The 21,931-nt window shown below is 59.2% G+C and carries 22 protein-coding genes and 1 tRNA gene; 10 read left to right on the top strand and 13 right to left on the bottom strand.

Annotated elements, in window-relative coordinates; genetic code table 11:
• Positions 1-82: 82 nt before the first annotated feature.
• The 6 genes from FE240_RS02905 to rlmE form a co-directional block, all read right to left on the bottom strand.
• A tRNA-Leu gene (locus FE240_RS02905) sits at positions 83-167 on the bottom strand.
• An 8-nt stretch (positions 168-175) separates the two neighbouring features.
• Positions 176-502 carry a preprotein translocase subunit SecG gene (gene secG / locus FE240_RS02900; RefSeq protein WP_193003310.1) on the bottom strand — a complete coding sequence of 109 codons (327 nt, stop codon included), beginning with the start codon at positions 500-502 and terminating at the stop codon, positions 176-178.
• 212 nt (positions 503-714) lie between these two features.
• Complete coding sequence (glmM, locus tag FE240_RS02895) at positions 715-2,049, bottom strand: phosphoglucosamine mutase (RefSeq protein WP_042046773.1); 1,335 nt, start codon at positions 2,047-2,049, stop codon at positions 715-717.
• A gap of 16 nt (positions 2,050-2,065) precedes the next feature.
• Positions 2,066-2,911, bottom strand: a complete 846-nt coding sequence (folP, locus tag FE240_RS02890) for a dihydropteroate synthase (RefSeq protein WP_193003309.1) — start codon at positions 2,909-2,911, stop codon at positions 2,066-2,068.
• A 68-nt stretch (positions 2,912-2,979) separates the two neighbouring features.
• Entirely contained in the window at positions 2,980-4,926 is a 1,947-nt protein-coding gene (gene ftsH / locus FE240_RS02885) for an ATP-dependent zinc metalloprotease FtsH (protein ID WP_193003308.1), read from the bottom strand.
• Positions 4,927-4,971: 45 nt separating this feature from the next.
• On the bottom strand, positions 4,972-5,601 hold the full coding sequence (gene rlmE, locus FE240_RS02880; RefSeq protein WP_042046778.1) for a 23S rRNA (uridine(2552)-2'-O)-methyltransferase RlmE: 630 nt from the start codon (positions 5,599-5,601) through the stop codon (positions 4,972-4,974).
• A 97-nt stretch (positions 5,602-5,698) separates the two neighbouring features.
• On the opposite strand from rlmE, the gene yhbY reads away from it, so the two are divergent.
• Together yhbY and FE240_RS02870 are read left to right on the top strand one after the other, a co-directional pair.
• The gene (gene yhbY / locus FE240_RS02875) at positions 5,699-5,995 is read left to right on the top strand and encodes a ribosome assembly RNA-binding protein YhbY (RefSeq protein ID WP_042046779.1); all 297 of its coding nucleotides are present in this window, start codon (positions 5,699-5,701) and stop codon (positions 5,993-5,995) included.
• 106 nt (positions 5,996-6,101) lie between these two features.
• Entirely contained in the window at positions 6,102-6,686 is a 585-nt protein-coding gene (locus FE240_RS02870) for a PilZ domain-containing protein (protein WP_193003307.1), read from the top strand.
• Between the two features lie 48 nt (positions 6,687-6,734).
• Here FE240_RS02870 and greA read toward each other — a convergent pair whose 3' ends face one another.
• The 3 genes from greA to pomA all read right to left on the bottom strand — a co-directional run bounded on the left by greA (position 6,735) and on the right by pomA (position 8,979).
• Positions 6,735-7,211 (bottom strand): transcription elongation factor GreA, encoded by a 477-nt coding sequence (greA, locus tag FE240_RS02865; protein WP_042046782.1) that lies wholly within the window; start codon positions 7,209-7,211, stop codon positions 6,735-6,737.
• 110 nt (positions 7,212-7,321) lie between these two features.
• Complete coding sequence (locus FE240_RS02860) at positions 7,322-8,212, bottom strand: flagellar motor protein MotB (protein ID WP_193003306.1); 891 nt, start codon at positions 8,210-8,212, stop codon at positions 7,322-7,324.
• Positions 8,213-8,220: 8 nt separating this feature from the next.
• Complete coding sequence (pomA, locus tag FE240_RS02855; RefSeq protein ID WP_193003305.1) at positions 8,221-8,979, bottom strand: flagellar motor protein PomA; 759 nt, start codon at positions 8,977-8,979, stop codon at positions 8,221-8,223.
• A 213-nt stretch (positions 8,980-9,192) separates the two neighbouring features.
• On the opposite strand from pomA, the gene xseB reads away from it, so the two are divergent.
• From xseB to dxs, 3 genes are read left to right on the top strand one after another with little or no spacing between them, the layout of a single operon-like run.
• The gene (gene xseB / locus FE240_RS02850; protein ID WP_193003304.1) at positions 9,193-9,444 is read left to right on the top strand and encodes an exodeoxyribonuclease VII small subunit; all 252 of its coding nucleotides are present in this window, start codon (positions 9,193-9,195) and stop codon (positions 9,442-9,444) included.
• Entirely contained in the window at positions 9,445-10,335 is an 891-nt protein-coding gene (gene ispA, locus FE240_RS02845; protein WP_193003303.1) for a (2E,6E)-farnesyl diphosphate synthase, read from the top strand.
• A 22-nt stretch (positions 10,336-10,357) separates the two neighbouring features.
• Positions 10,358-12,220: a 1-deoxy-D-xylulose-5-phosphate synthase gene (gene dxs, locus FE240_RS02840; RefSeq protein WP_193003302.1), complete on the top strand. Its 1,863-nt coding sequence runs from the start codon at positions 10,358-10,360 to the stop codon at positions 12,218-12,220.
• A gap of 296 nt (positions 12,221-12,516) precedes the next feature.
• Here the strand turns inward: dxs and FE240_RS02835 are convergent, their stop codons facing one another.
• Genes FE240_RS02835 through dapA form a run of 3 tightly spaced genes read right to left on the bottom strand, consistent with a single transcriptional unit; the run spans position 12,517 to position 15,665 of the window.
• Positions 12,517-13,617 (bottom strand): phosphoribosylaminoimidazolesuccinocarboxamide synthase, encoded by a 1,101-nt coding sequence (locus FE240_RS02835; protein WP_042046793.1) that lies wholly within the window; start codon positions 13,615-13,617, stop codon positions 12,517-12,519.
• A 58-nt stretch (positions 13,618-13,675) separates the two neighbouring features.
• Positions 13,676-14,785 carry an outer membrane protein assembly factor BamC gene (gene bamC / locus FE240_RS02830; RefSeq protein WP_226798953.1) on the bottom strand — a complete coding sequence of 370 codons (1,110 nt, stop codon included), beginning with the start codon at positions 14,783-14,785 and terminating at the stop codon, positions 13,676-13,678.
• Complete coding sequence (dapA, locus tag FE240_RS02825) at positions 14,778-15,665, bottom strand: 4-hydroxy-tetrahydrodipicolinate synthase (protein ID WP_193003301.1); 888 nt, start codon at positions 15,663-15,665, stop codon at positions 14,778-14,780. The genes bamC and dapA overlap by 8 nt, the downstream gene beginning before the upstream one ends.
• Before the next feature lie 115 nt (positions 15,666-15,780).
• Between dapA and FE240_RS02820 the strand changes: the two genes are divergently transcribed.
• The 3 genes from FE240_RS02820 to FE240_RS02810 all read left to right on the top strand — a co-directional run bounded on the left by FE240_RS02820 (position 15,781) and on the right by FE240_RS02810 (position 17,440).
• On the top strand, positions 15,781-16,314 hold the full coding sequence (locus FE240_RS02820) for a glycine cleavage system protein R (protein WP_193003300.1): 534 nt from the start codon (positions 15,781-15,783) through the stop codon (positions 16,312-16,314).
• Between the two features lie 14 nt (positions 16,315-16,328).
• Positions 16,329-16,796, top strand: coding sequence for a thioredoxin-dependent thiol peroxidase (gene bcp, locus FE240_RS02815; protein ID WP_042046800.1), 468 nt, complete (start codon positions 16,329-16,331; stop codon positions 16,794-16,796).
• A gap of 143 nt (positions 16,797-16,939) precedes the next feature.
• Positions 16,940-17,440: a YfbU family protein gene (locus FE240_RS02810; protein ID WP_193003299.1), complete on the top strand. Its 501-nt coding sequence runs from the start codon at positions 16,940-16,942 to the stop codon at positions 17,438-17,440.
• A 49-nt stretch (positions 17,441-17,489) separates the two neighbouring features.
• On the opposite strand, the gene yfbV is transcribed toward FE240_RS02810, so the two are convergent.
• Positions 17,490-17,927: a terminus macrodomain insulation protein YfbV gene (gene yfbV, locus FE240_RS02805; protein WP_084214767.1), complete on the bottom strand. Its 438-nt coding sequence runs from the start codon at positions 17,925-17,927 to the stop codon at positions 17,490-17,492.
• A gap of 302 nt (positions 17,928-18,229) precedes the next feature.
• Between yfbV and FE240_RS02800 the strand changes: the two genes are divergently transcribed.
• Both FE240_RS02800 and pta read left to right on the top strand, forming a co-directional pair.
• Entirely contained in the window at positions 18,230-19,432 is a 1,203-nt protein-coding gene (locus FE240_RS02800) for an acetate kinase (RefSeq protein ID WP_193003298.1), read from the top strand.
• Positions 19,433-19,500: 68 nt separating this feature from the next.
• Positions 19,501-21,669, top strand: coding sequence for a phosphate acetyltransferase (gene pta / locus FE240_RS02795; protein WP_042046805.1), 2,169 nt, complete (start codon positions 19,501-19,503; stop codon positions 21,667-21,669).
• Positions 21,670-21,931: the final 262 nt, after the last annotated feature.

Here is a 21,931-nt window from a genome sequence, read left to right as displayed (position 1 = left end):
TCGTGCGAGATTATAGCCACATCAAAACTCAGGTTCAAGATTTGACGGGCTTCCCGAACTAAAGCATCGGGTTACTCTCAATTGGTGCCGTGGGCGGGACTCGAACCCGCACACCCTAGGGCACTACCCCCTCAAGATAGCGTGTCTACCAATTTCACCACCACGGCATTAACTCTTAGTTGGGTACGTCAGCGTCCTTTTTTACCGGCGCTTCAGTTTTCTCAACCTGCTGAGGTTGTTGCAGGTTTTCCCACTCGCCACTCTGTTTTACCTTGTGAGTAGACAGGTTACCAAGCACCAGGCTAATCACGAAAAACACAGTCGCTAAAATCGCAGTTGTACGGGTCAGGAAGTTTCCCGATCCGGAAGAACCGAAAATCGTATTCGATGCTCCAGCGCCGAAAGAGGCACCCATATCAGCTCCTTTACCCTGCTGAACCATCACCAAGCCAATCAGACCCAGCGAAACGAGCAGATAAAGAACCAACAAAATCTCGTACATTTCACTTACCCTTTAGGAATGAGGCCCACCGGCCTTCTCAGATTCTAGATTCCCCAGCAACTTACTCGCGCCAGGCTTGAATCCTCACTCCCTTGCGAAAGCGAGGCAGATAATATCGACCACACCCACCACTGACAAGCACTTTTTTGAAGTTTTTGAATCGTTTGAGCGAGATATAGGCAAGACGGCCAAAAAGCCGCCTTGCCTGCCCCTTAAATGGCCGATTTCACCTGTTCGGCAATGCGCTGGGCCATGGAGCGAACCTGCTCTTCATGCTCACCTTCAACCATGACGCGGATCAGCGGCTCAGTGCCGGACTTGCGTAGCAGTACCCGGCCACGACCGGCCAGCTCCTGCTCAACCTTGCTGACTTCATCATGTACAGCCTGGCAAGAGAGCGGATCTTGCCCTTCACCGTAACGGACATTGATGAGGATTTGCGGGAACTTGGACATGCCGGAGCGCAGCTTGGAGAGCGGCATCTCGGCAGCACGCATGGCCCCCAGCACCTGTAAAGCTGCGACGATACCATCCCCAGTGGTGGTCTGATCCAGGCAGATGATGTGACCGGAGTTTTCTCCTCCAATGCGCCACCCCTTCTGCTCCATCATCTCCAGCACGTAGCGATCGCCTACCTTGGCACGGGCAAATGGAATACCGAGCGTCTGCAGCGCCAGTTCGAGCCCCATGTTGGCCATCAGGGTTCCCACCACGCCACCTTTGAGGCGACCATTACGCAGCGCATCACGGGCGATGATGTAGAGAATTTCGTCACCATCGATGATGTAACCGGTACTGTCGACCATGACCACCCGATCGCCATCACCATCGAAGGCGATACCCAGATCCGCCTTGCACTCAAGAACCTTGGCCGCCAGCGCATCCGGAGCGGTAGAGCCGACACCGTCATTAATATTGAGGCCATTTGGCTCACAGCCAATGGCGATGACCTCGGCCCCCAGTTCGCGGAATACGGAAGGGGCGATGTGGTAGGTGGCGCCATGACCGCAGTCCACCACGAGACGCAGCCCATCCAGATTCAACAGAGAAGGAAAGGTGCTCTTGCAAAATTCGATATAGCGGCCGGCCGCATCATCGATACGCACCGCCTTGCCGAGCAGGGCCGACTCAACACACTCCAGATCGTGATCCAGCATGTCCTCAATGGCCTCTTCTACCTCGTCCGGCAACTTGGTGCCATCGGCAGAGAAGAACTTGATGCCGTTATCGTAGAAAGGGTTGTGCGAGGCACTGATGACGATCCCGGCCTCAGCACGGAAGGTGCGAGTCAAATACGCCACGGCGGGGGTTGGCATGGGGCCAAGCAGCGTGGCCTTGAGGCCGGCTGCGGAGAGGCCGGCTTCCAGCGCCGCTTCCAGCATATAGCCGGAGATCCGGGTGTCCTTACCGATCAATACCTTCTTGGTGCCCTTCTTGGAGAGTACCTTGCCGGCCGCCCAACCTAACTTCATCACAAAATCAGGAGTAATGGGGAACTCACCCACCTTGCCACGCACTCCGTCGGTGCCGAAATACTTTCTTGCCATTGTTATCGTGCTCGTATCATTTTTGGGAAAAATCCCGGCCAGTCATGGTCATCCACGCCACCCGAAGGGCATCCATGGTGGCCTGCACGTCGTGCACGCGGATAATGCGTGCCCCCTTCTGCATGCCGATCATGGCACAAGCCAGACTCCCGGGCAGCCGCTCATCAACCGGACGGCCCAGCAGGTTGCCTATCATAGACTTTCGCGACATTCCGACCAAGAGTGGCAGTGCGTAATCGAGCAGTTGCTCCTGACAGGCGAGCAGTTGGTAGTTGTGGGCGAGGTTCTTGCCAAAGCCATAGCCAGGATCGAGCAGGAGCCGGTCACGAACTATCCCAGCCGCTTCGCAGGCCTGGATCCGTTCATCGAAGAAGGCCCGCACCTCACCGAGTAAATCCTCATAATGAGGCGCCTGCTGCATGGTTCTCGGCTGTCCCTGCATATGCATCAGGCAGACGGGGACACCGGCCTCAGCCGCAGCCTGTAGTGCGCCGGGCTCCTGCAAGGCACGCACGTCGTTGATGAGATGGGCACCCGCACGGCAACCCTCGCGCATCACGGCGGCCTTGGAGGTATCGAGCGAGAGCATGACCTCACACTCGCGGGCCAGATGCTCCACCACGGGGATAACCCGATCCAGCTCCTCCTGCTCGCTCACAGCGGGGGCACCAGGACGAGTCGACTCCCCCCCGATATCGATCAGGGTCGCCCCCTCGGCCACCATGTGACGGGCGTGGGTCAGTGCCAGATCGAGTCGATTCCAACTGCCGCCATCCGAAAATGAGTCTGGCGTGACGTTGAGAATACCCATTACGTGCGGGCGTTCGAGAGAGAGAGAAATGCCCTTGCTTTCCAGCAACATAAAACTCCTTGATGCGTCCGGAACAAAGAAAAACCCCGGGCAAGCCCGGGGTTTGATGAGATCAGTGATTACTGGGCCGGTAGATCATTGGCCTTACCGATATCGGTATCACCCTTATCCTGCGGCTCGACCGTTGGCGTGCTGTCGCTCTCAGCAGAAGCGCCCCCTTGCGGGGTATCGCCATGCTCATCATGCCAGTTGCTGGGAGCACGTACCTCACGGCGCGCCATCAGATCGTCGATCTGCTTGGCGTCGATGGTTTCATACTTCATCAGCGCATCTTTCATGCTATGCAACACGTCCATATTATCGAGCAGGATCTGCTTGGAACGGGCATAGTTGCGATCGATGACTTGCTTGACCTCTGCATCGATGACGCGAGCAGTGTCGTCGGACATGTGCTTGGCCTTGGCCATGCTGCGACCGAGGAACACCTCACCATCTTCTTCTGCATAGAGCATGGGGCCGAGACGCTCGGACATCCCCCACTGGGTGACCATCTTGCGGGCAATGTCGGTAGCACGCTCGATATCATTTGAAGCCCCAGTGGATACCTTCTCGGCACCATAGATAAGCTCTTCAGCGAGGCGTCCACCATACAGACTGGAGATCATCGACTCCAGATGCTGCTTGGAGTGACTCCAGCGATCCTGTTCCGGCAGATACATGGTTACCCCCAGCGCACGACCACGCGGGATGATAGACACCTTGTAAACCGGGTCATGATCCGGCACCAGACGACCGATGATGGCGTGACCGGCCTCATGATAGGCGGTCATCTCCTTCTCGGACTCCTTCATTACCATGGAGCGACGTTCCGCCCCCATCATGATCTTGTCTTTGGCCTTCTCGAACTCGGCCATGGAGACCACGCGGCGGCTCTCACGGGCAGAGAAGAGAGCGGCCTCGTTGACCAGGTTGGCCAGATCGGCACCGGAGAAACCCGGGGTACCACGGGCAATCAGCGCCGGGTTGACGTCATCAGCCAACGGCACTTTGCGCATATGCACCTTCAGGATCTGCTCACGACCGCGGACATCCGGCAGGCCCACCACGACCTGGCGGTCGAAACGGCCCGGACGCAGCAGGGCAGGGTCAAGCACATCGGGACGGTTAGTCGCGGCGATGACAATGATGCCCTCGTTGCCTTCAAAACCATCCATCTCAACCAGCATCTGGTTGAGTGTCTGCTCACGTTCATCGTGACCACCACCCAGACCCGCGCCACGCTGACGACCGACCGCGTCGATTTCATCAATGAAGATGATGCAGGGCGAAGACTTCTTGGCCTGCTCGAACATGTCACGCACCCGGGAGGCACCCACACCGACGAACATCTCGACGAAATCAGAGCCGGAGATGGTGAAGAAAGGCACCTTGGCCTCACCGGCAATGGCCTTGGCCAGCAGGGTCTTACCAGTACCGGGAGGGCCCACCAGCAGTACGCCGGTCGGGATCTTGCCACCCAGTTTCTGGAATTTGCTCGGGTCACGCAGGTAATCAACCAGCTCCTTGACCTCCTCCTTGGCCTCATCGCAACCGGCGACATCGGCAAAGGTGGTCTTGATCTGATCTTCACTCATCAGGCGCGCCTTGCTCTTGCCAAAGGACATGGCGCCCTTGCCACCGCCCCCTTGCATCTGACGCATGAAGAACACCCACACACCAATCAACAGCAGCATGGGGAACCAGGAGATGAAGATGGAGGTAATGAGGGAAGGCTCTTCCGGCTTGACCCCCTCAACCTTGACGTTGTGGTTGATCAAGTCGTTGATCAGCTGATCATCCTGCGCAGGAATAACAGTCAGAAAACGCTCGCCACTACGCTTGACACCATTGATGACCTTACCGTCAATCCGCACTTCCCGGATCTGTTCCTGAGACACATCCTTGACAAAACTGGTGTAATCCAGCTGTCGCCCGGCGGTATCACTGGGGCTGAAGCTGTTAAACACCGACATCAAGACGACAGCGATGACCAGCCACAGGATTAAATTTTTCGCCATGTCACTCAAATCAGTAACCTCGCAGACTGACTGTTAACGACAAAAGTTAGGGTACTACAGTTTAAAACCGGTAGCCACAATGTAGACTTCCCGTGAACGGGCTCTCGACGAGTCTGGTTTCCGAATCTTGACTGTTTTAAAAATCTTACGAATTTCATTGAGATAGGCATCAAACCCCTCCCCCTGAAACACCTTGGCAACGAAGCAACCATCACTGCGCAATACCTGATGGCACATGTCCAGCGCCAGCTCCACCAAATACATGGAACGGGCCTGATCCACCTGCTGGGTACCACTCATGTTGGGCGCCATATCGGACATCACCACATCGACTTTATCGGGGCCGACTCGCTCCAGCAGGGCGCTTAGCACAGTATCTTCGCGAAAGTCCCCCTGAAGGAAATCGACACCGACGATGGGATCCATCGGCAAAATGTCACAGGCGATCACCCGGCCCTGCTCACCCACCTGGCTTGCTGCATACTGAGACCAGCCACCAGGGGCAGCCCCGAGATCCACTACCGTCATGCCGCTACGCAGCAGACGATCCTTTCCCTGAATCTCTTCAATCTTGAACACGGCGCGTGAGCGAAGCCCCATCTGCTGGGCCTTCTTCACGTACTGATCATCAAAGTGCTCTTTCAACCAGCGTGTCGAGCTGGCGGAACGTTTCTTCTGGGTCATGTTATCCGACTTCAAAAAACCGCAAGGGTTATTACTATTGAGGGCTAAGTGGGGTTAGAATACGCCCCTTTCAACCCAGACTAACGAAGAAAATGCCATGACGCTGAACAACAAACAGAAACAGTACCTGAAAGGTCTCGCCCACAGCCTCAAGCCGGTGGTCCTGCTCGGCCAACACGGTCTGACCGAAGGCGTACTGGCCGAGATCGATATCGCCCTAGCCCATCATGAACTGATCAAGGTCAAGGTGGCCACCTCGGATCGCGAAACCAAACAGCTGATCTTTGCTGCCATCGTGCGCGAAACCAAGGCGGAAAAGGTGCAGACCCTGGGTCATATTCTGACGCTCTACCGTCAAGCTCAAGAACCCAAGATCACCCTGCCCCGCAAGTAAAGGAGAGAGCTCTGCTCTTTCCTTCTCCTCTGCCGCTTGCCAAAGCGGTTGCCAAGCTAGCGTCAGGCCTCTTAACCTGTGATGAATGCAGTGTAAAGAGGCGATCATGGCTGACGAGCCGCTCCTTACCCCCGATGAACTGGCCATGCTGCTGGGTGATGTATCCATCTCTTCGCAGGATGTCAGTTCACTGCTACACAGCGAACTCGATGCCTCGCTCCTGAGTCTGTTGCAACGCTCCAATCACCTGACCCTGGAGGCGGAAGTCGCCTCTCACCGACTGCGCTTTCCTCTGGTACTGCAACGCCAACCGGGGGGAGAGATAGAACCCCAGTTGCGGCCCCCAGCCATAGAGGATCTCACCGGCCGCCAACCCAGACCCTGGCGTCTGCATGAAGAGGCTCACCTCATCTCGCCACAATTCTGCTGGCGGGTACTGGACATGTCAGAACGCGGCATGGTGGTCGATACCCAAGACGTTCAACCACAAACCGGCGCCCTGTTGGAAGCGGCTCTCTGCCTGCCTATGCAACCCGCGCTTCCCCTCACCGGGCGCTGGGTGCGCAAGGCCTATCCCCCATCGGATTGGGCCTTGACCTTCACCATGCCTGAGCCCGAGCTCACCACCCTCAAACAGTGGCTGTTCGAGCGTCATCAAGACACCTTCATCCGCACCGACTGCATTCAATGAATGCAAACGGGGAGCCGAAGGCTCCCCGTCACCATGGCATCACGCCACTTACAGATACTGAACGTCGAGGATCTCGTACTCCACTTCGCCGCCCGGAGTCTTAACCACAGCAACGTCATCGACTTCCTTGCCGATCAGGGCTCGGGCGATGGGGGAATTGATCGAGATGAGATTCTGTTTGATATCAGCTTCATCATCACCCACGATGCGATAGACCACTTCCTCTTCGGTCTCGGTCTTGAGCAGGGTGACGGTGGAGCCGAAGATGATGCGACCATTGCTGGCCATCTTGGTCACGTCGATGACCTGGGCGTTAGCCAATTTACCTTCGATCTCCTGGATCCGCCCCTCGCAAAATCCTTGCTGCTCGCGAGCCGCATGGTATTCCGCATTCTCTTTCAGGTCACCGTGCTCACGCGCTTCGGCAATGGCTTCGATAATCTGCGGGCGAAGCACCGTCTTGAGGTATTCAAGCTCTTCGCGCAGCTTCTCAGCGCCGCGCACAGTCATCGGAGTATGATTCATAGTCGAAACCTGGGTTATCTAGAATAGAGACAGCGGCCAAAAACCGGCCACCGTCATGTAATGTGGATGCTCATCTTAATATGAAGCCACCAGAAAACCAAGTTAGGTGGTCATTCCTTAGGCACGCCAATCGGTTCGGAGACACTCGGCTTACCCTGCATGATGGCAATTTCCACTCGCCGGTTCATGCCGCGTCGCTCCTCGCTGTCGTTGGCTACCAAGGGTTTACTGTCAGCCAATCCTTGCACCACCAGTCGATGTTGATCCAACCCCTGCACCTTGATCATCTGGTGGGCCACCGCTACGGCCCGCTGGGTGGAAAGATCCCAATTGGAGCGATAAAGCTCGTTCTCGGTCGGGCTATCATCGGTGTGGCCCGACACAGTGATCTCACCCGGCACATCCTTAAGCAGGGCCGCCACCTGGTGGATTACCGGCCAGAACTGGGGCTGCAAGAAGGCAGATCCGGCCGGGAAGGCAGCCTTCTCGCGAATACGAATGATCACCTGCTGACCGAGCGCCTCAATCTCAATCGAGTGATTTTGTACCTGGCTCTTCAACTGCTCCGCTAGCTGTTTGGCCAGTGCATTTGAACGAGCCTGGGCCACTGCCTGTTCCTGCTGGGCCTGTTCTCCTCCCTGACGGGGAGCCTTACTCTCCTGCCCCCCGGCAGTATCAGCGTCACCAGGCTGGAAATCGAGCTCGGTCTGGGTCAGATCGACCGTCTGTTGCATCACTGTGTCGATAGGGGTTGGTTCGGGACGCCCGGGGCGAAATTCCTGGGCGATGACTGACGTCCCTTTGGGGATATCCTTCACTTCGAGAATATTCTGCACCCCAAAGGCCTTCTCCATCGAGCCGGCGATCTGCTTAAACTTCTGCACATCCATCTCGGCAAACGAAAGCAGCAGAACGAAGAAGCACATGAGCAGTGACATCAGGTCAGCGAAGGTCCCCATGTAACCTGGCAAACCGGGCGGGGGGCATTTGCACTTGGACATGACTTCCCCTAAGCGGCCTCTTCGCCACGTTTAGACTGATTCAGGTAGTTTTTCAGCATGCTCTCGATGACCCGCGGATTCTGACCATCCTGGATCCCCATGATGGCGTCTAGCACTAGGCTTCGGGTCAACCGCTCCTCACCGCTACGCAGCTCAAGCTTGTCGGCAATGGGGATGGCGATCATGTTAGCCTCGATGGCCCCATACAAGGTGGTCAGCAGCGCCACCGCCATGGCGGGGCCGATAGACTTGGGATCGCTCATGTTCGAGAGCATGGCCACCAGACCGACTAGAGTACCTATCATGCCCATCGCTGGCCCAAGATCCCCGAGGGTGCGAAACACCTTAATGGCGATGACGTGCCGCTCGGCTGTCAGTTCGATATCTTTTTCCAGCACAGAACGCACCACTTCGGCATCGTGGCCATCGACCAGCATGTCGATCCCTTTTTTCATGAAAGGGTTGGGGATCTCGGCCGCCTCCAGCGCCAGAAACCCGCCCTTACGGGCAGCATCGGCCAGCTCGACCGCTTTGGCGATCAACTCTTCAATCTTGTCGCCCTTGTACATGAATGCTTTGCCCGCCACCTTGAACGCCAGCAGAAACTGACTCAGGTTGAACTTCATCATGGCGATGAAGATCGATCCCAAAATGGTAATGTAGACGGAGGGCATATCCAGGTACATGGTCACCGGTCCCCCCAGCAACATGCCGTAAATTACCACCCCAAAACCCAGCACTATGCCAATCAGACTACCCAGATCCACGCCAATACCTCTGTTGTTAGCAACTCGTGCCCTGTCTGTTGAAACGATGGAGAAGCCTTGTTTGCGAAGCACCAGACCCGCCCGCCACCGCGCAGCTCAGGTTATCTATCGGCACTCACGCCGGCAAGTTTATCCGAGTTTGCTTTTTCAGCCTCCCGCCACTTCCGCTCAGGTGTTAATATAAGGCGGTTTTTTCGCAGCCAGAGAGTGATGATGGTCAGCAAGAAAAGTGATCGCCTGAGTTTTGATGCCACCCTGGCGGAGTTAGAAGCCATCGTCCATCAGCTGGAACAGGGCTCACTCCCCCTTGAGGAGGCCCTCAAGCAATTCGAGCAAGGAATCCATCTGGTGCGTGCCGGCCAGCAGAAGCTGGAGCAGGCCGAGCAAAAGATCCAGATCCTGATGGATGAGGCCAACGGCAACCCGCAACTGGCTGATTTTAGCCCCGAGCAAGGAGAAGAGTGAGTGTCATTGGCAAGCTTCAGCGCGCTGTATCGCAGCCGCATCGATGCCGAGCTGGAGCGCCAGCTCGCAACCCTGCCGCTCACTGCTCCGCGCCTCAAACAGGCCATGTCCCACGGCCTGCTGCTCGGTGGCAAACGAGTGCGCCCCTTTCTGGTCTATGCCGTCGGTGAAATGCTGGGGGTGCCTACCTCCCTGCTCGATGGCCCGGCGGCGGCGGTGGAGTGTATTCACGCCTACTCCCTCATCCACGATGATCTGCCGGCCATGGATGACGACGATCTGCGTCGTGGTCAACCGACCGTGCACAAAGCCTTTGATGAGGCGACTGCCATCCTGGCCGGGGATGCCCTGCAAACCTTGGCCTTCACCATTCTGGCCGACCACCCGATGGGGCCAGAGCTGATGGCCAACCGGGTGCGCATGCTCTCCGAGCTAGCCCGCGCCTCCGGCTATGCCGGCATGTGCGGCGGGCAGGCTCTCGACATGGAAGGGGAACGTAAGCAACTGGGCCTCTCTCAGCTTGAAGCGATCCACCGCCACAAGACCGGCGCCCTGATCCGCTGCGCCGTTACCCTGGGAGCCCTGTGCCATGCCGACATGGACGAGGCAACTCTCAGCGCCCTGCGCGACTATGCCGATGCCATCGGGTTGGCCTTCCAGGTACAGGATGACATCCTCGACATCGTTGGCGATACCGCGACCCTAGGCAAACGCCAGGGATCGGATCTGGCCCACGAAAAGAGCACCTATCCGGCCCTCATCGGTCTCGAAGGCGCCCGTGAGCTGGCCCGCGAATTGCACCAACGCGCCTTAACGGCACTGCGGGGCTTGCCTTACAATACCGCCACACTGGAAGCGTTCGCCGACTACATCATAGAGCGAACCCACTGAGCGCCGGATAAGACTACATAAAATGAGCGTCGACATTAGCCACTACCCCAACCTGGCCTTGGCCGATACCCCGATCGAGCTGAGATCCCTCCCCCGCGAGCGCCTGCCCTTGCTGTGCAACGAGCTGCGGGAATACCTGCTGCGCTCGGTGAGCCGCTCCAGCGGCCATCTCGCCTCTGGACTCGGCACCGTCGAACTGACCGTGGCACTGCACTATGTCTACAACACCCCGTTCGATCGGCTGGTGTGGGATGTGGGCCACCAGGCCTATCCGCACAAGATCCTGACCGGACGGCGCCATCGCATGCACACCATCCGCCAGAAAGATGGCCTGCACCCCTTCCCCTGGCGCGGCGAAAGTGAGTATGACGTGCTCAGCGTCGGCCACTCCAGCACCTCCATCGGGGCTGCCCTCGGCATGGCGGTCGCCGCCGAGGAGGAGGGGCTGGGTCGCAAGGTGGTGGCCATCATAGGTGACGGCGCCCTGACCGCAGGGATGGCGTTCGAGGCCCTTAACCACGCCGGTGACGTGCACAAGGATCTGCTGGTGATCCTCAACGACAACGAGATGTCCATCTCGGAAAATGTCGGAGCCCTCAACAACAACCTGGCCCGCCTGATGTCGGGCAAGCTCTATACCACCATCCGCGAGGGGGGCAAGAAGGTGCTCTCCGGGCTGCCCCCGGTGAAAGAGCTGGCCAAGCGCGCCGAAGAGCACCTCAAGGGGATGGTGGTGCCCGGCACCCTGTTCGAGGAGTTCGGCTTCAACTACATCGGCCCCATCGACGGCCACGACATCGACGCCCTGACGGAGACCCTGCGCAACATGCGCAGCCTCAAAGGGCCGCAGCTACTGCACGTCAAAACCAAGAAGGGCAAGGGCTACGAGCCGGCCGAGAAGGATCCTATCGGTTATCACGGGGTGCCCAAGTTCAACCCCGACGAGCACTCCCTGCCGAAAAGCGCCGGGGGCAAACCGGGATTTTCCGCCATCTTCGGCCAGTGGCTGTGCGACATGGCGGCGCAGGATGAGCGCCTGATCGGCATCACTCCCGCCATGCGCGAGGGCTCGGGGCTGGTCAAGTTCAGCCAGCAATACCCTAGCCGCTACTTCGATGTGGCGATTGCCGAGCAGCACGCGGTCACCTTTGCCGCCGGCCTCGCCATCGAGAATAAAAAGCCGGTGGTCGCCATCTATTCGAGCTTCTTGCAACGGGCCTATGACCAGGTGATCCACGATGTGGCACTGCAAAACCTGCCGGTACTGTTTGCCATCGACCGGGCAGGTCTGGTCGGCGCCGACGGCCCAACCCATCAGGGGGCGTTTGACATCAGCTTCCTGCGCACCGTGCCCAACATGGTGATCATGACCCCCTCCGACGAGCGGGAGTGCCGTCTGATGCTCTCCACTGGCTACCGTCACCATGGCCCCGCCGCGGTGCGCTATCCGCGCGGCAGCGGCAGCGGGGTCGAGGCCGGCCAGGATCTCGAGACCCTGCCTATCGGCAAGGGACGCGTGGTGCGCGAAGGCAAACGGATCGCCATCCTCGGCTTTGGCACCCTGCTGGCGCAGGCCCAACTCGCCGCCGAGGCGCTGGATGCCACCTTGGTCGACATGCGCTTCGTCAAGCCACTCGATGAGGCGCTACTGCGCACGCTCGCCGAGCAGCACGAGGTGCTGGTCACGGTCGAGGACAACGCCATCATGGGGGGCGCCGGCTCGGCGGTGAACGAGTTCCTGATGGGCGAGCGCCTGCTGCGCCCCGTCCTCAATCTGGGTCTGCCCGATCAGTTCGTTGAGCAGGGCACTCAGGAGGAGATCTACGCCCAGCTCGGCCTCGATGCAGCCGGCATTCGCGCCGCCATCGAGCGCTATCTGGCTTGATGGCGCAAGCGCAGTGACAACGGGCCCACGGGCCCGTTTTTTTATGGCAAAGCCAAGTAACCCATGATGGAAGATGCGCCTCAAATCAGGGGTACCGCCTTGATGCGCCGGTGCTGACCCAGCAGGACAACCTTGATGTCATGCCCCCTGCTGCGATGACAGCACAGACTCCAGATGGCCACGGCTCACCATCCGCAGTGATCTACTCTACCAGGTATTCGGCTGAAAAGAGCAAGGCCTCCCGAAGGAGGCCTTGTCGCAGGCAATGCAAACGTTTGATTTTGTTTGCCAAAAAATCAGTCGATAAGACCGTAGCCACTCAGGATATCGATGATCTCCTGCTTCGGGTTGGCGCACAGCTCAATCTTGTGGCCGACCACCTTCTCGGCAATGCCGATGTAGGTGCGGGAGATGTCCATCATCACCTCGACCGGCAGCTGATTATCGCGAGCCAGGGCGAAGCGCTCTTCCATGCGGTTCTTGTTGAGCAGGATGTCCGGATCCGGGAAGTGATTCAGCAGCCACTGACGGAAGCCCTCTTTGGACTGCTCGACAATCTTGCCTTCGCGATGGGCCGCACCATCCCAAATACGGGAGCTGTCGGGGGTTCCCACCTCATCCATGTAGATGAGCTTCTCGTTGCCGGCGGCATCCTTGACGTAGCCAAACTCGAACTTGGTATCGACGAAGATCTGATCCAGCTGAGCCAGCGCCTCACCGATCACGCCAAAGCCCTGTTTGAGCAGGGTCTCATAGCCATCGATATCCGCCGGGGAGCGAAATCCAAAGGCCGCATAGTGACGCTCAAGGTCGGCGCGCGAGACGTTGACGTCATCGGCTTCCGGCACACCGTCCAGACCGCGCAGGATCCCCTTGGTAGAGGGGGTGATGAGCAGCTCAGGCAACTTTTGATCCTTAGTGAGCCCCTCCGGCAGGGTGATGCCGCAGAACTCACGCTCACCATTCTGGTAGGCGCGCCACATGGAGCCGGTGATGTACTGACGGGCAATCGCCTCGACCAGCACCGGGCTCGCCTTCTGCACGATCCAGACGAAGGGGTGCGGAATGTCGAGGATGTGGCTATCGGCCAGACCCTGCTCCTTGAACAGCTTGAACCAGTGGCTGGAGATGGCGTTGAGCGCCGCGCCCTTGCCGGGGACGCCAGCCAAGCCCTCTTCTCCCTGCCAGATGCAGTCAAAGGCAGAGATGCGGTCACTGATCACCATGATGGCGAGCGGGGTGTCGGCCGGGACGTTATAACCCTTTTCACGGATGAGGCGTGCACTGTCCTCGGCAGTCAGCCAGTAGACGCTGCGAACCTTGCCGGAGTGGACGGGACGGTCGGTGCGGATCGGCAGATCGTCATTCACCGCCAATACTTTGTCTGCAAGACTCATGGTATTAACACTTCCTGTTTGTGGGAGGGAACAAAACAGGGGCACAAGGCCCCTGTTTTTATTCGGATTGCTCTGCCAGCGCCTTGGCAAAGGCCTGGGAAAGCGTGATGTGCATCTGCGACACCACATCGGACTTGACCGGCTTCTTGTCCTCGTCGAACAGCGTGATGGAGGTCTTGCCCCCCGCCATTTCGCCAAGCTGGAAGCGGTACTTGCCCTCCTCCAGCTTGAACGGCTCGCCGCCGATCTCGCTCCAGAAGCCCTTGCCCGGATCGTCATACTCGACGTCGATCCAGCCGAGTGACTGCTGGGAGTCCTTAATGGTGAAACCATAGCGCGGCAGCATGCGATTCATCCGCTGCCAGACCTGATCGAACGGGGCGTCGGCCACCCAGGCGCTCAGGTCATTGTTATCAAAGCCCAGCGCAAGGCCCATGCCTTCGGTCGACTTGTGCTGCTCACGCGCCTTGATCTGCTGGTCGTAATAGAGGCTGAACTGGTTCAACGCCCGCACCGCATAACGGCGTGCCTCGGTCTCGCTCAGGGTGGTACGGGTCTCGCCGTCGACGGTCTCCTCGTGCTCCACCACCTTGGCCGTCACATTGATGCCATGGCGTACCGGATCGGCCTTGAGACTGAACAGGTAACGCTGACGGATCTGGAAGTCGTCATCTTCTTCGCCCCAGCCATCCAGCGCGGCGGTATTGGTAAACCAGCCGGTCTCCAAGGTGCCGGCAGCGCGATCGAGCTGCTCGGTGGTGACCTTGTATTTGGCGAGGAAGTTCATCAGGAAGGCCCAGGCATCGCTGCTCACATCCTGTGAGGTGCTCAGGGCATAGAAGGAGACGGTCGGATCGCCGCTGCTCTGTACCACCTGGCTACCGGGTACCACGGTCAGCAACTGAGCCGGTGGACGCACATCCACGGCCGCACCGACAGGGCCCTCACGATTGCCCTCGGGCAGGGGGGGCACATCGTAGTCGCTGCTAAAGCGGGGGGCCTGCAAACCGGCAGGAACCAAGAAGGCACGCCCTTCCAGCTTGGCCTCCTCGTAATCGAAACCGCGGTTGGCCATCTTACGTTCGGCCGGGCTGCTGCAGCCAGCCACGACAGCCAGGCTGAGCAGGGCCAGCCCCGCAGTGCGTACTCTTCCGTTTGCTTTAGACACTCGCAATCAACTCCGCAGTCTGCAGCGCCTGGCGCATCGCCGCCTCCCCCTCCGGGGTCAGGTCAGTGAGCGGCAGGCGCAGGGTCGCCGAGGCGATCAGACCAAGCTGGGCGCAGGCCCACTTGACCGGGATCGGGCTCGGCTCGATGAACAGGGTCCGGTGCAGCGGCATCAACCTCTCGTTGATGGCTCGGGCGGCATCAGCCTCTCGAGCCAGCGCGGCACGGCACATGTCGCGCATCAGGGCCGCTGCAATGTTGGAGGTCACGGAGATCACCCCGTCCCCTCCTTGCAACATGAAATCACACGCCGAGGCGTCATCACCACTGTACAGCGCAAACCCCGGACCGCACAGCTCGCGCAGCAAGGGTGTGCGGGTCAGATCGCCGGTGGCCTCCTTGAGGCCGATGATGTTGGCGTGGCCAGCCAGACGCCCTACCGTTTCCGGTTTGAGGTCACAGGCTGTTCGGCCGGGCACATTATAAAGGATCTGAGGCAGACCACTAGCGTCGGCAATCGCGCTGTAGTGGCGATAGAGCCCTTCCTGGGTCGGCTTGTTGTAATAAGGGGTGACGGAGAGGCCGGCCACCACCCCACTTTGCTCGAAGCGGCGCGACAGCTCAATGGCATGAGCGGTGCTGTTGGAGCCGCAACCGGCGATGACAGGAATACGTCCGGCGGCCAGCTCGACCGTCTTCTCGACCACGGCGATGTGCTCGGCCTCGGTCAGCGTCACCGACTCGCCGGTCGTGCCGACGGCAACGATAGCCGTGGTGCCGCTTGCCACATGATATTCGACCAGATGAGCCAGGCTGGCCCAGTCCACCTCGCCGGTGGGCAACATGGGGGTGACGAGTGCGACAAGACTACCGCTAAGCATGGACTTTTCTCCCGAAATTCAGGGCCGTAATGGTAAAGTGCGGCTACCGCAAAAACAAGGAGCCACGGTGGCAAGCGTGCTACCATGGGCCAAATTTCAGGACGAGATAAGACTCATGACCCACTACCTGGTAGTGACCGCCATCGGCTCCGACCGACCCGGCATCGTCAACGAGGTGACCCGTCATGTCGCTGACTGTGGCTGTAACATCGTCGACAGCCGGCTGGGTATCTTTGGACAGGAGTTCACCTTCATCATGCTGCTGTCAGGTAACTGGAACAGTTTGATGCAACTCGAGATCACCCTGCCCCTGCGCAGTCAGGAGTGGGATCTCATCACCATGATGAAACGCACCGAGCGTCATCAACCCCGTGACTATCCGCTCTCCGCCGAGGCGCAGTTGCTGATCCGTGACGAGCCGGGCATCGTCTGCCGCTGCACCCAGCACTTCAGCCAGCACGGCTGGGACATTCACGCCATGCAGTCAGAGACCATAGAGCAGACGCCCTATAACCTGCTGCGCGCCACCTTCGAGCTCAAGCTCGCCGTCGGCGAGAGCCATCTCGATCACGAGGCCGCCTTCGCCGACTTCTGTCGTGAACTCGGTGCAGAATCGTTCCGCTTCGCCCTCACTCGGCGCCATAACTGAACAAAGGAGCAGCCATGCCCATACTGCAAGCCGGAGCCAAGGCTCCCGACTTTACCCTGCCGGATCAGAACGGCACGCCAGTCTCCCTCAGCGATCTCCACGGTAGGAAGGTGCTGGTCTACTTCTATCCCAAGGCCATGACGCCGGGCTGCACCACCCAGGCCTGCGGCCTGCGAGACACCCGCAGCGAACTTGACGCCCACAATCTGGTCGTGCTCGGCATCAGCCCGGATGCCCCGCAGCGCCTGAAGAAATTTGCCGAACGCGACGGCCTCAACTTCACCCTGCTCGCCGACGAAGATCATGCGGTGGCCGACGCCTTTGGTGTGTGGGGCCCCAAGAAGTTCATGGGCCGGGAGTATGACGGCATTCATCGCATCAGCTTCCTCATCGATGAGCAGGGGCAGATCGCCCATGTCTTCGACAAGTTCAAGACCAGCAATCACCACCAGGTGGTGCTCGACTATCTGGCTGGCCGCTGATACCACAGGGGGCCCTCATCAGCCCCCTTGCTCCCCTTCATACCCTTCCTGCCTATCTGACACACCTGCCCCCCCAGATCAAAAAAACCATCCCAGATGTGGGTTATGGTGTTTGCAGACTCCATTTCCAGTGAGACCGCATCATGAACATGAGCCACACCGAGCGCCTGATCCTGAGCAACCAGTATGAGATCTTAAGCAAGCTCAATCCGGAGCAGGCTGACGTCTACCAAAGAGCCAAGACCATCATCGAGCGCGGCTACTGCCTGCAACTGCTGGAGCTGGAGAAATCCTTCGGTCATCTGGAGCGCGATACCTGCCAGGAGGTGATCGACACCCTCGAGATGCACCACGCCATGATGGTCTCTTTCGAGAACCTGCCGACCACCGAACAAGCGGAGTTCACCCCCGCCCGCTTCAAGTTCAATGGCTACAGCCGCAGTCAGGAGCGAGAGCTGGCCGACTACGTCTGCTTCCTGCTCGAGGTGGACAAGCGCTTCCCCGAGGTGGACTGCCCGTGCGAGGAGCTCTCGAGCGACATCGCCATGCGTGATAAGTATCAGCGTATGCTGGCGGCGTGGCGGGATTGCCCGCGCAGCTACAAGCTGTCGATCCAGGAGCTGCGCAAAATCCTCAATGCCTGATGCCGATCAGAAAAGGCGCCCTCGGGCGCCTTTATGCTATGCAGCGGTGTTACTCAAACAGGAAGGTCTTGTCGAGCTTGTCAAAGGCCGCTTTGAGGGTATCGGCCAGCTCTTGGTAGCGCGGTTTAGCCACCAGTTTGCGGGAAATGCCGGCCTGCTCACGCATCTTTTCGTTGATTTCGCGGTACCAGAGCGCCAGCGAGGGAGGCAGCGGTGTCTCGGCCCTGCGCCCCAGCCAATAGAAGCCTTGCAACGGCATGCTGAGCAGGAAGATGACCGACGTGAGCACAGAGGGCCAGTAGGCAGCATCGCCAAACTGGAACTGCAACATCAGGCAGATAACCACGATGGGGGGCAACACCCGGATACCATACTCGATGGCGAGAATGATGCGATTTTCCGGGAACAGGGCATTGAGTTCAGGGCGGCGTGGCCACACCGCCAGATAGTGGCGCCCACGCTGTAATTTACTTCCAATTATGCTCATGACTGCCTACCTCCCGCCGCCAAAACCAACACTGAAGGCGTAAAACCTCAACTTAATTTGATGCAGGCCAACTATCATTGAGGATGACTTTGTTATTTTCCAACATTCAGGTTATCCTCTACGCGCCTTTTCGTGCGTGTCTGGCGCCGCCAGCAACGCCCGTCATCGGAGCCTTGTCTTCACTATACAGGGCAACGGCTGCAAAATGCCAATCCTCCCGATGACTCAACTACCTGAAACGTCAGACGCCCCGCGCCCGGGCCGGACGCCTGTACAAACCCAACCTGTAATAGGATGAATTCATGAGTAAGCTGGTTCTTGTTCTTAACTGTGGCAGCTCTTCCCTGAAGTTTGCGGTCATTGACGCCAATACCGGTGATGACCTGCTCTCCGGCCTGGCCGAATGCTTCAACCTCGAAGACGCCCGCATCAAGTGGAAGCTGAACGGCGAGAAAGGCAACGCCGATCTGGGCGCCGGAGCCGCTCACCAGGAAGCCCTGGACTTCATCGTTCACAAGATCCTGCCGCTCAACCCGGCTCTGGCTGAAAACCTTATCGCCATCGGCCACCGTATCGTGCATGGCGGCGAGCGTTTCACCGCCTCCGTTGTGATCAGCGACGACGTGATCGCCGGCATCGAAGCCGCCATTCCGTACGCTCCGCTGCACAACCCGGCCCACCTGGTTGGCATTCGTGCCGCCCTGAAGGTATTCCCGCACCTGGCTGACAAGAACGTGGCCGTGTTCGACACCGCCTTCCACCAGACCATGCCGGAAGAGGCCTACCTGTACGCCCTGCCGTACAAGCTCTACAAAGAGAACGGCATCCGTCGCTACGGTGCCCACGGCACCTCCCACCGCTACATTGCCGGTGAAGCAGCTCAGATCCTCGGTAAGGATCTCTCCGAGCTGAACATCATCAACTGCCACCTGGGCAACGGTGCTTCCGTCTGTGCCATCAAGAATGGCCAGTCCGTCGATACCTCTATGGGTCTGACCCCGCTGGAAGGCCTGGTGATGGGCACCCGTTCCGGTGACATCGATCCGGCCATCATCTTCTTCCTGCACGACAAGCTGGGTTACTCCGTCAACGAGATCAACACCATGCTGACCAAGGAATCCGGCCTGCTGGGTCTGACCGAGGTCACTTCCGACTGCCGTTATGTCGAAGACAACTACGACAGCAAGGAAGAAGCCAAGCGCGCCATGGACGTGTTCTGCTACCGTCTGGCCAAGTATGTCGGTTCCTACGCCGCCGCCATGGACGGTCGTCTGGACGCCGTCGTCTTCACCGGTGGTATCGGTGAGAACTCCGCCCCGATCCGTGAAATCACCCTCAAGAAGCTGGCTCTGCTGGGCTTCGACATCGATCACGATGCCAACCTGGCCGCCCGTTTCGGCAAGGGTGGCGAGATCTCCAAGCCGGGCAGCACCAAGGCCCTGGTGATCCCGACCAACGAGGAGTGGGTGATCGCCCACGATGCGCTGGAACTGGTCGGCGCCTAATTTCGCTGTAATGCAAGGCCGCCCAAGGGCGGCCTTTTCCTAATCCCAATACAACCAAGGGGTATAAAGTGGCACGCACTATTATGCTTATCCCGGTCGGCACTGGTGTCGGCGTGACTTCCGTGAGCCTGGGCGTGGTTCGCGCGATGGAGCGTCACGGTGTCAACGTGAGTTTCTTCAAACCCGTCGCCCAGCCGCGTCCGGGCGAAACAGGTCCCGAGCGCTCCAGCGCCGTGATCCGCGCCGCCGCCAACATCAATCCGCCCGAGCCGTTCGCCCTCTCCTACGCCGAGAACATGATCACCTCCAGCAACACCGACATCCTGCTGGAAGAGATCGTGGCCCGCTTCGAAGAGCACGTGAAGGCCAGCGGCGCCGAGGTACTGGTGGTTGAAGGCCTGGTACCGACCGACAAGCAGCCCTTTGCCAACAAGCTGAACTATGACGTTGCCAAGGCGCTGGACGCCGACATGGTGTTCGTCACCCATCCGGGCAACGACTCCAGCCAGAAGCTCAAAGAGCGTATCGAGCTGGCCTGCTCCAACTTCGGCGGCGTGCACAACAAGCGCATCGTCGGCTGCATCATCAACAAGGTGGGTGCCCCGGTTGACGAGCACGGCGTGACCCGCCCGGATCTGACCGAGATGTTCGAGGCGCACCACCAAGGTGGTGATGCCGCCCACAACCTGGAAGTGCTGCAGGTGTTCGGCAAGAGCCCGCTGCGCATCCTGGGCTGCATTCCCTGGAACACCCAGCTGATCGCCCCGCGCGCCAAGGATCTCGCCAAGCACCTGGCGGCCCAGATCATCAACAAGGGTGAGCTGGATTCTCGTCGCCTTCAGACCGTGACCTTCTGCGCCCGCTCCATCCACAACATGGTTGAGCACTTCCGTCCGGGCAGCCTGCTGGTCACCTCCGGCGATCGTTCCGACGTCATCGTCTCCGCCTGCTTGGCCGCCATGAACGGCACCAAACTCGGCGCCCTGCTGCTGACCGGCAACTACCATCCGGAGCCGCAGGTGGTCGCCCTGTGCCAGCAAGCCATGGCCACTGGCCTGCCGATCATGATGATCGGAACCAACACCTGGCAGACCGCCGTCAGCCTGCAGAACTTCAATGTCGATATCCCCGAGGATGACCGCGAGCGGATCGAGCTGGTGCAGGACTACGTGGCCGGCCACATCGACAAGCACTGGATCGAATCCCTCTCTGCCAAGTCGACCCGTTCCCGCCGCCTGAGCCCGCCGGCGTTCCGCTACCAGCTGACCGAACTGGCCCGTCAGGCCAACAAGCGTGTCGTGCTGCCGGAAGGGGAAGAGCCGCGTACCATCAAGGCCGCCGCCATCTGTGCTGAGCGTGGCATCGCCCGCCCTGTGCTGCTGGGTAACCCGGAAGAGATCCGCCGCGTCGCCGACCAGCAAGGTGTATTGCTGACTGACCGCGTTGAGATCATCGACCCGGCCGAAGTGCGCGAGCGCTATGTGCCGCGTCTGGTCGAGCTGCGCAAGAACAAGGGCATGACCGAAGTGGTGGCCCGCGAGCAGTTGGAAGACAACGTGGTGCTGGGCACCATGATGCTGGAGCGTAACGAAGTCGACGGTCTGGTCTCAGGTGCGGTGCACACCACCGCCAACACCATCCGCCCGCCGATGCAGATCATCAAGACCGCCCCCGGCTCTTCCCTGATCTCCTCGATCTTCTTCATGCTGCTGCCGGATCAAGTGCTGGTCTACGGCGACTGCGCGATCAACCCGGATCCGACTGCCGAGCAGTTGGCCGAGATCGCCATCCAGTCCGCCGAATCTGCCGCCGCCTTCGGCATCGAGCCGCGTGTGGCCATGATCTCCTACTCCACCGGTACCTCCGGTGCCGGTGCCGATGTGGACAAGGTGCGCGAAGCCACCCGCATCGCCAAGGAGAAGCGCCCGGATCTGGTGATCGATGGCCCGCTGCAATACGACGCCGCCATCATGGAAAACGTGGCCAAGTCCAAGGCCCCGAACTCCCCGGTCGCCGGTAAGGCCACCGTGTTCGTGTTCCCGGATCTCAACACCGGTAACACCACCTACAAGGCGGTACAGCGCTCCGCCGAGCTGGTCTCCATCGGCCCCATGCTGCAAGGCATGCGCAAGCCGGTCAACGACCTCTCCCGCGGCGCCCTGGTGGACGATATCGTCTACACCATCGCCCTGACCGGGATCCAGGCTGCCCAGCAAGACAGCGCTGCCCAGGCCTGAGTGCCCCGATGATGAAAGCCCCGCTTTGGCGGGGCTTTTTTTATGCCTGATCTCATGGATCAACAATCTGGATCCAACGTCGGATCCTGCCCCCCTCTTCCATCAGGCTCTGCCATGACAGCGACCACTCACCTTCCGCCAAACCCTGTGCATTCAGGCCCCATTCGGTTTCAGTAGTCAATTATTCTTGTAAATCATGATGATGGATCGTGAAGCACGGCTAATCTACAGAGTTTTCCACAGAATTTGTGGATAGTTTTCA

The organism is Aeromonas simiae, from assembly GCF_014892695.1.
Taxonomy (GTDB): Bacteria; Pseudomonadota; Gammaproteobacteria; order Enterobacterales; family Aeromonadaceae; genus Aeromonas; species Aeromonas simiae.
This window is presented reverse-complemented; position numbering and strand designations above follow the sequence as displayed.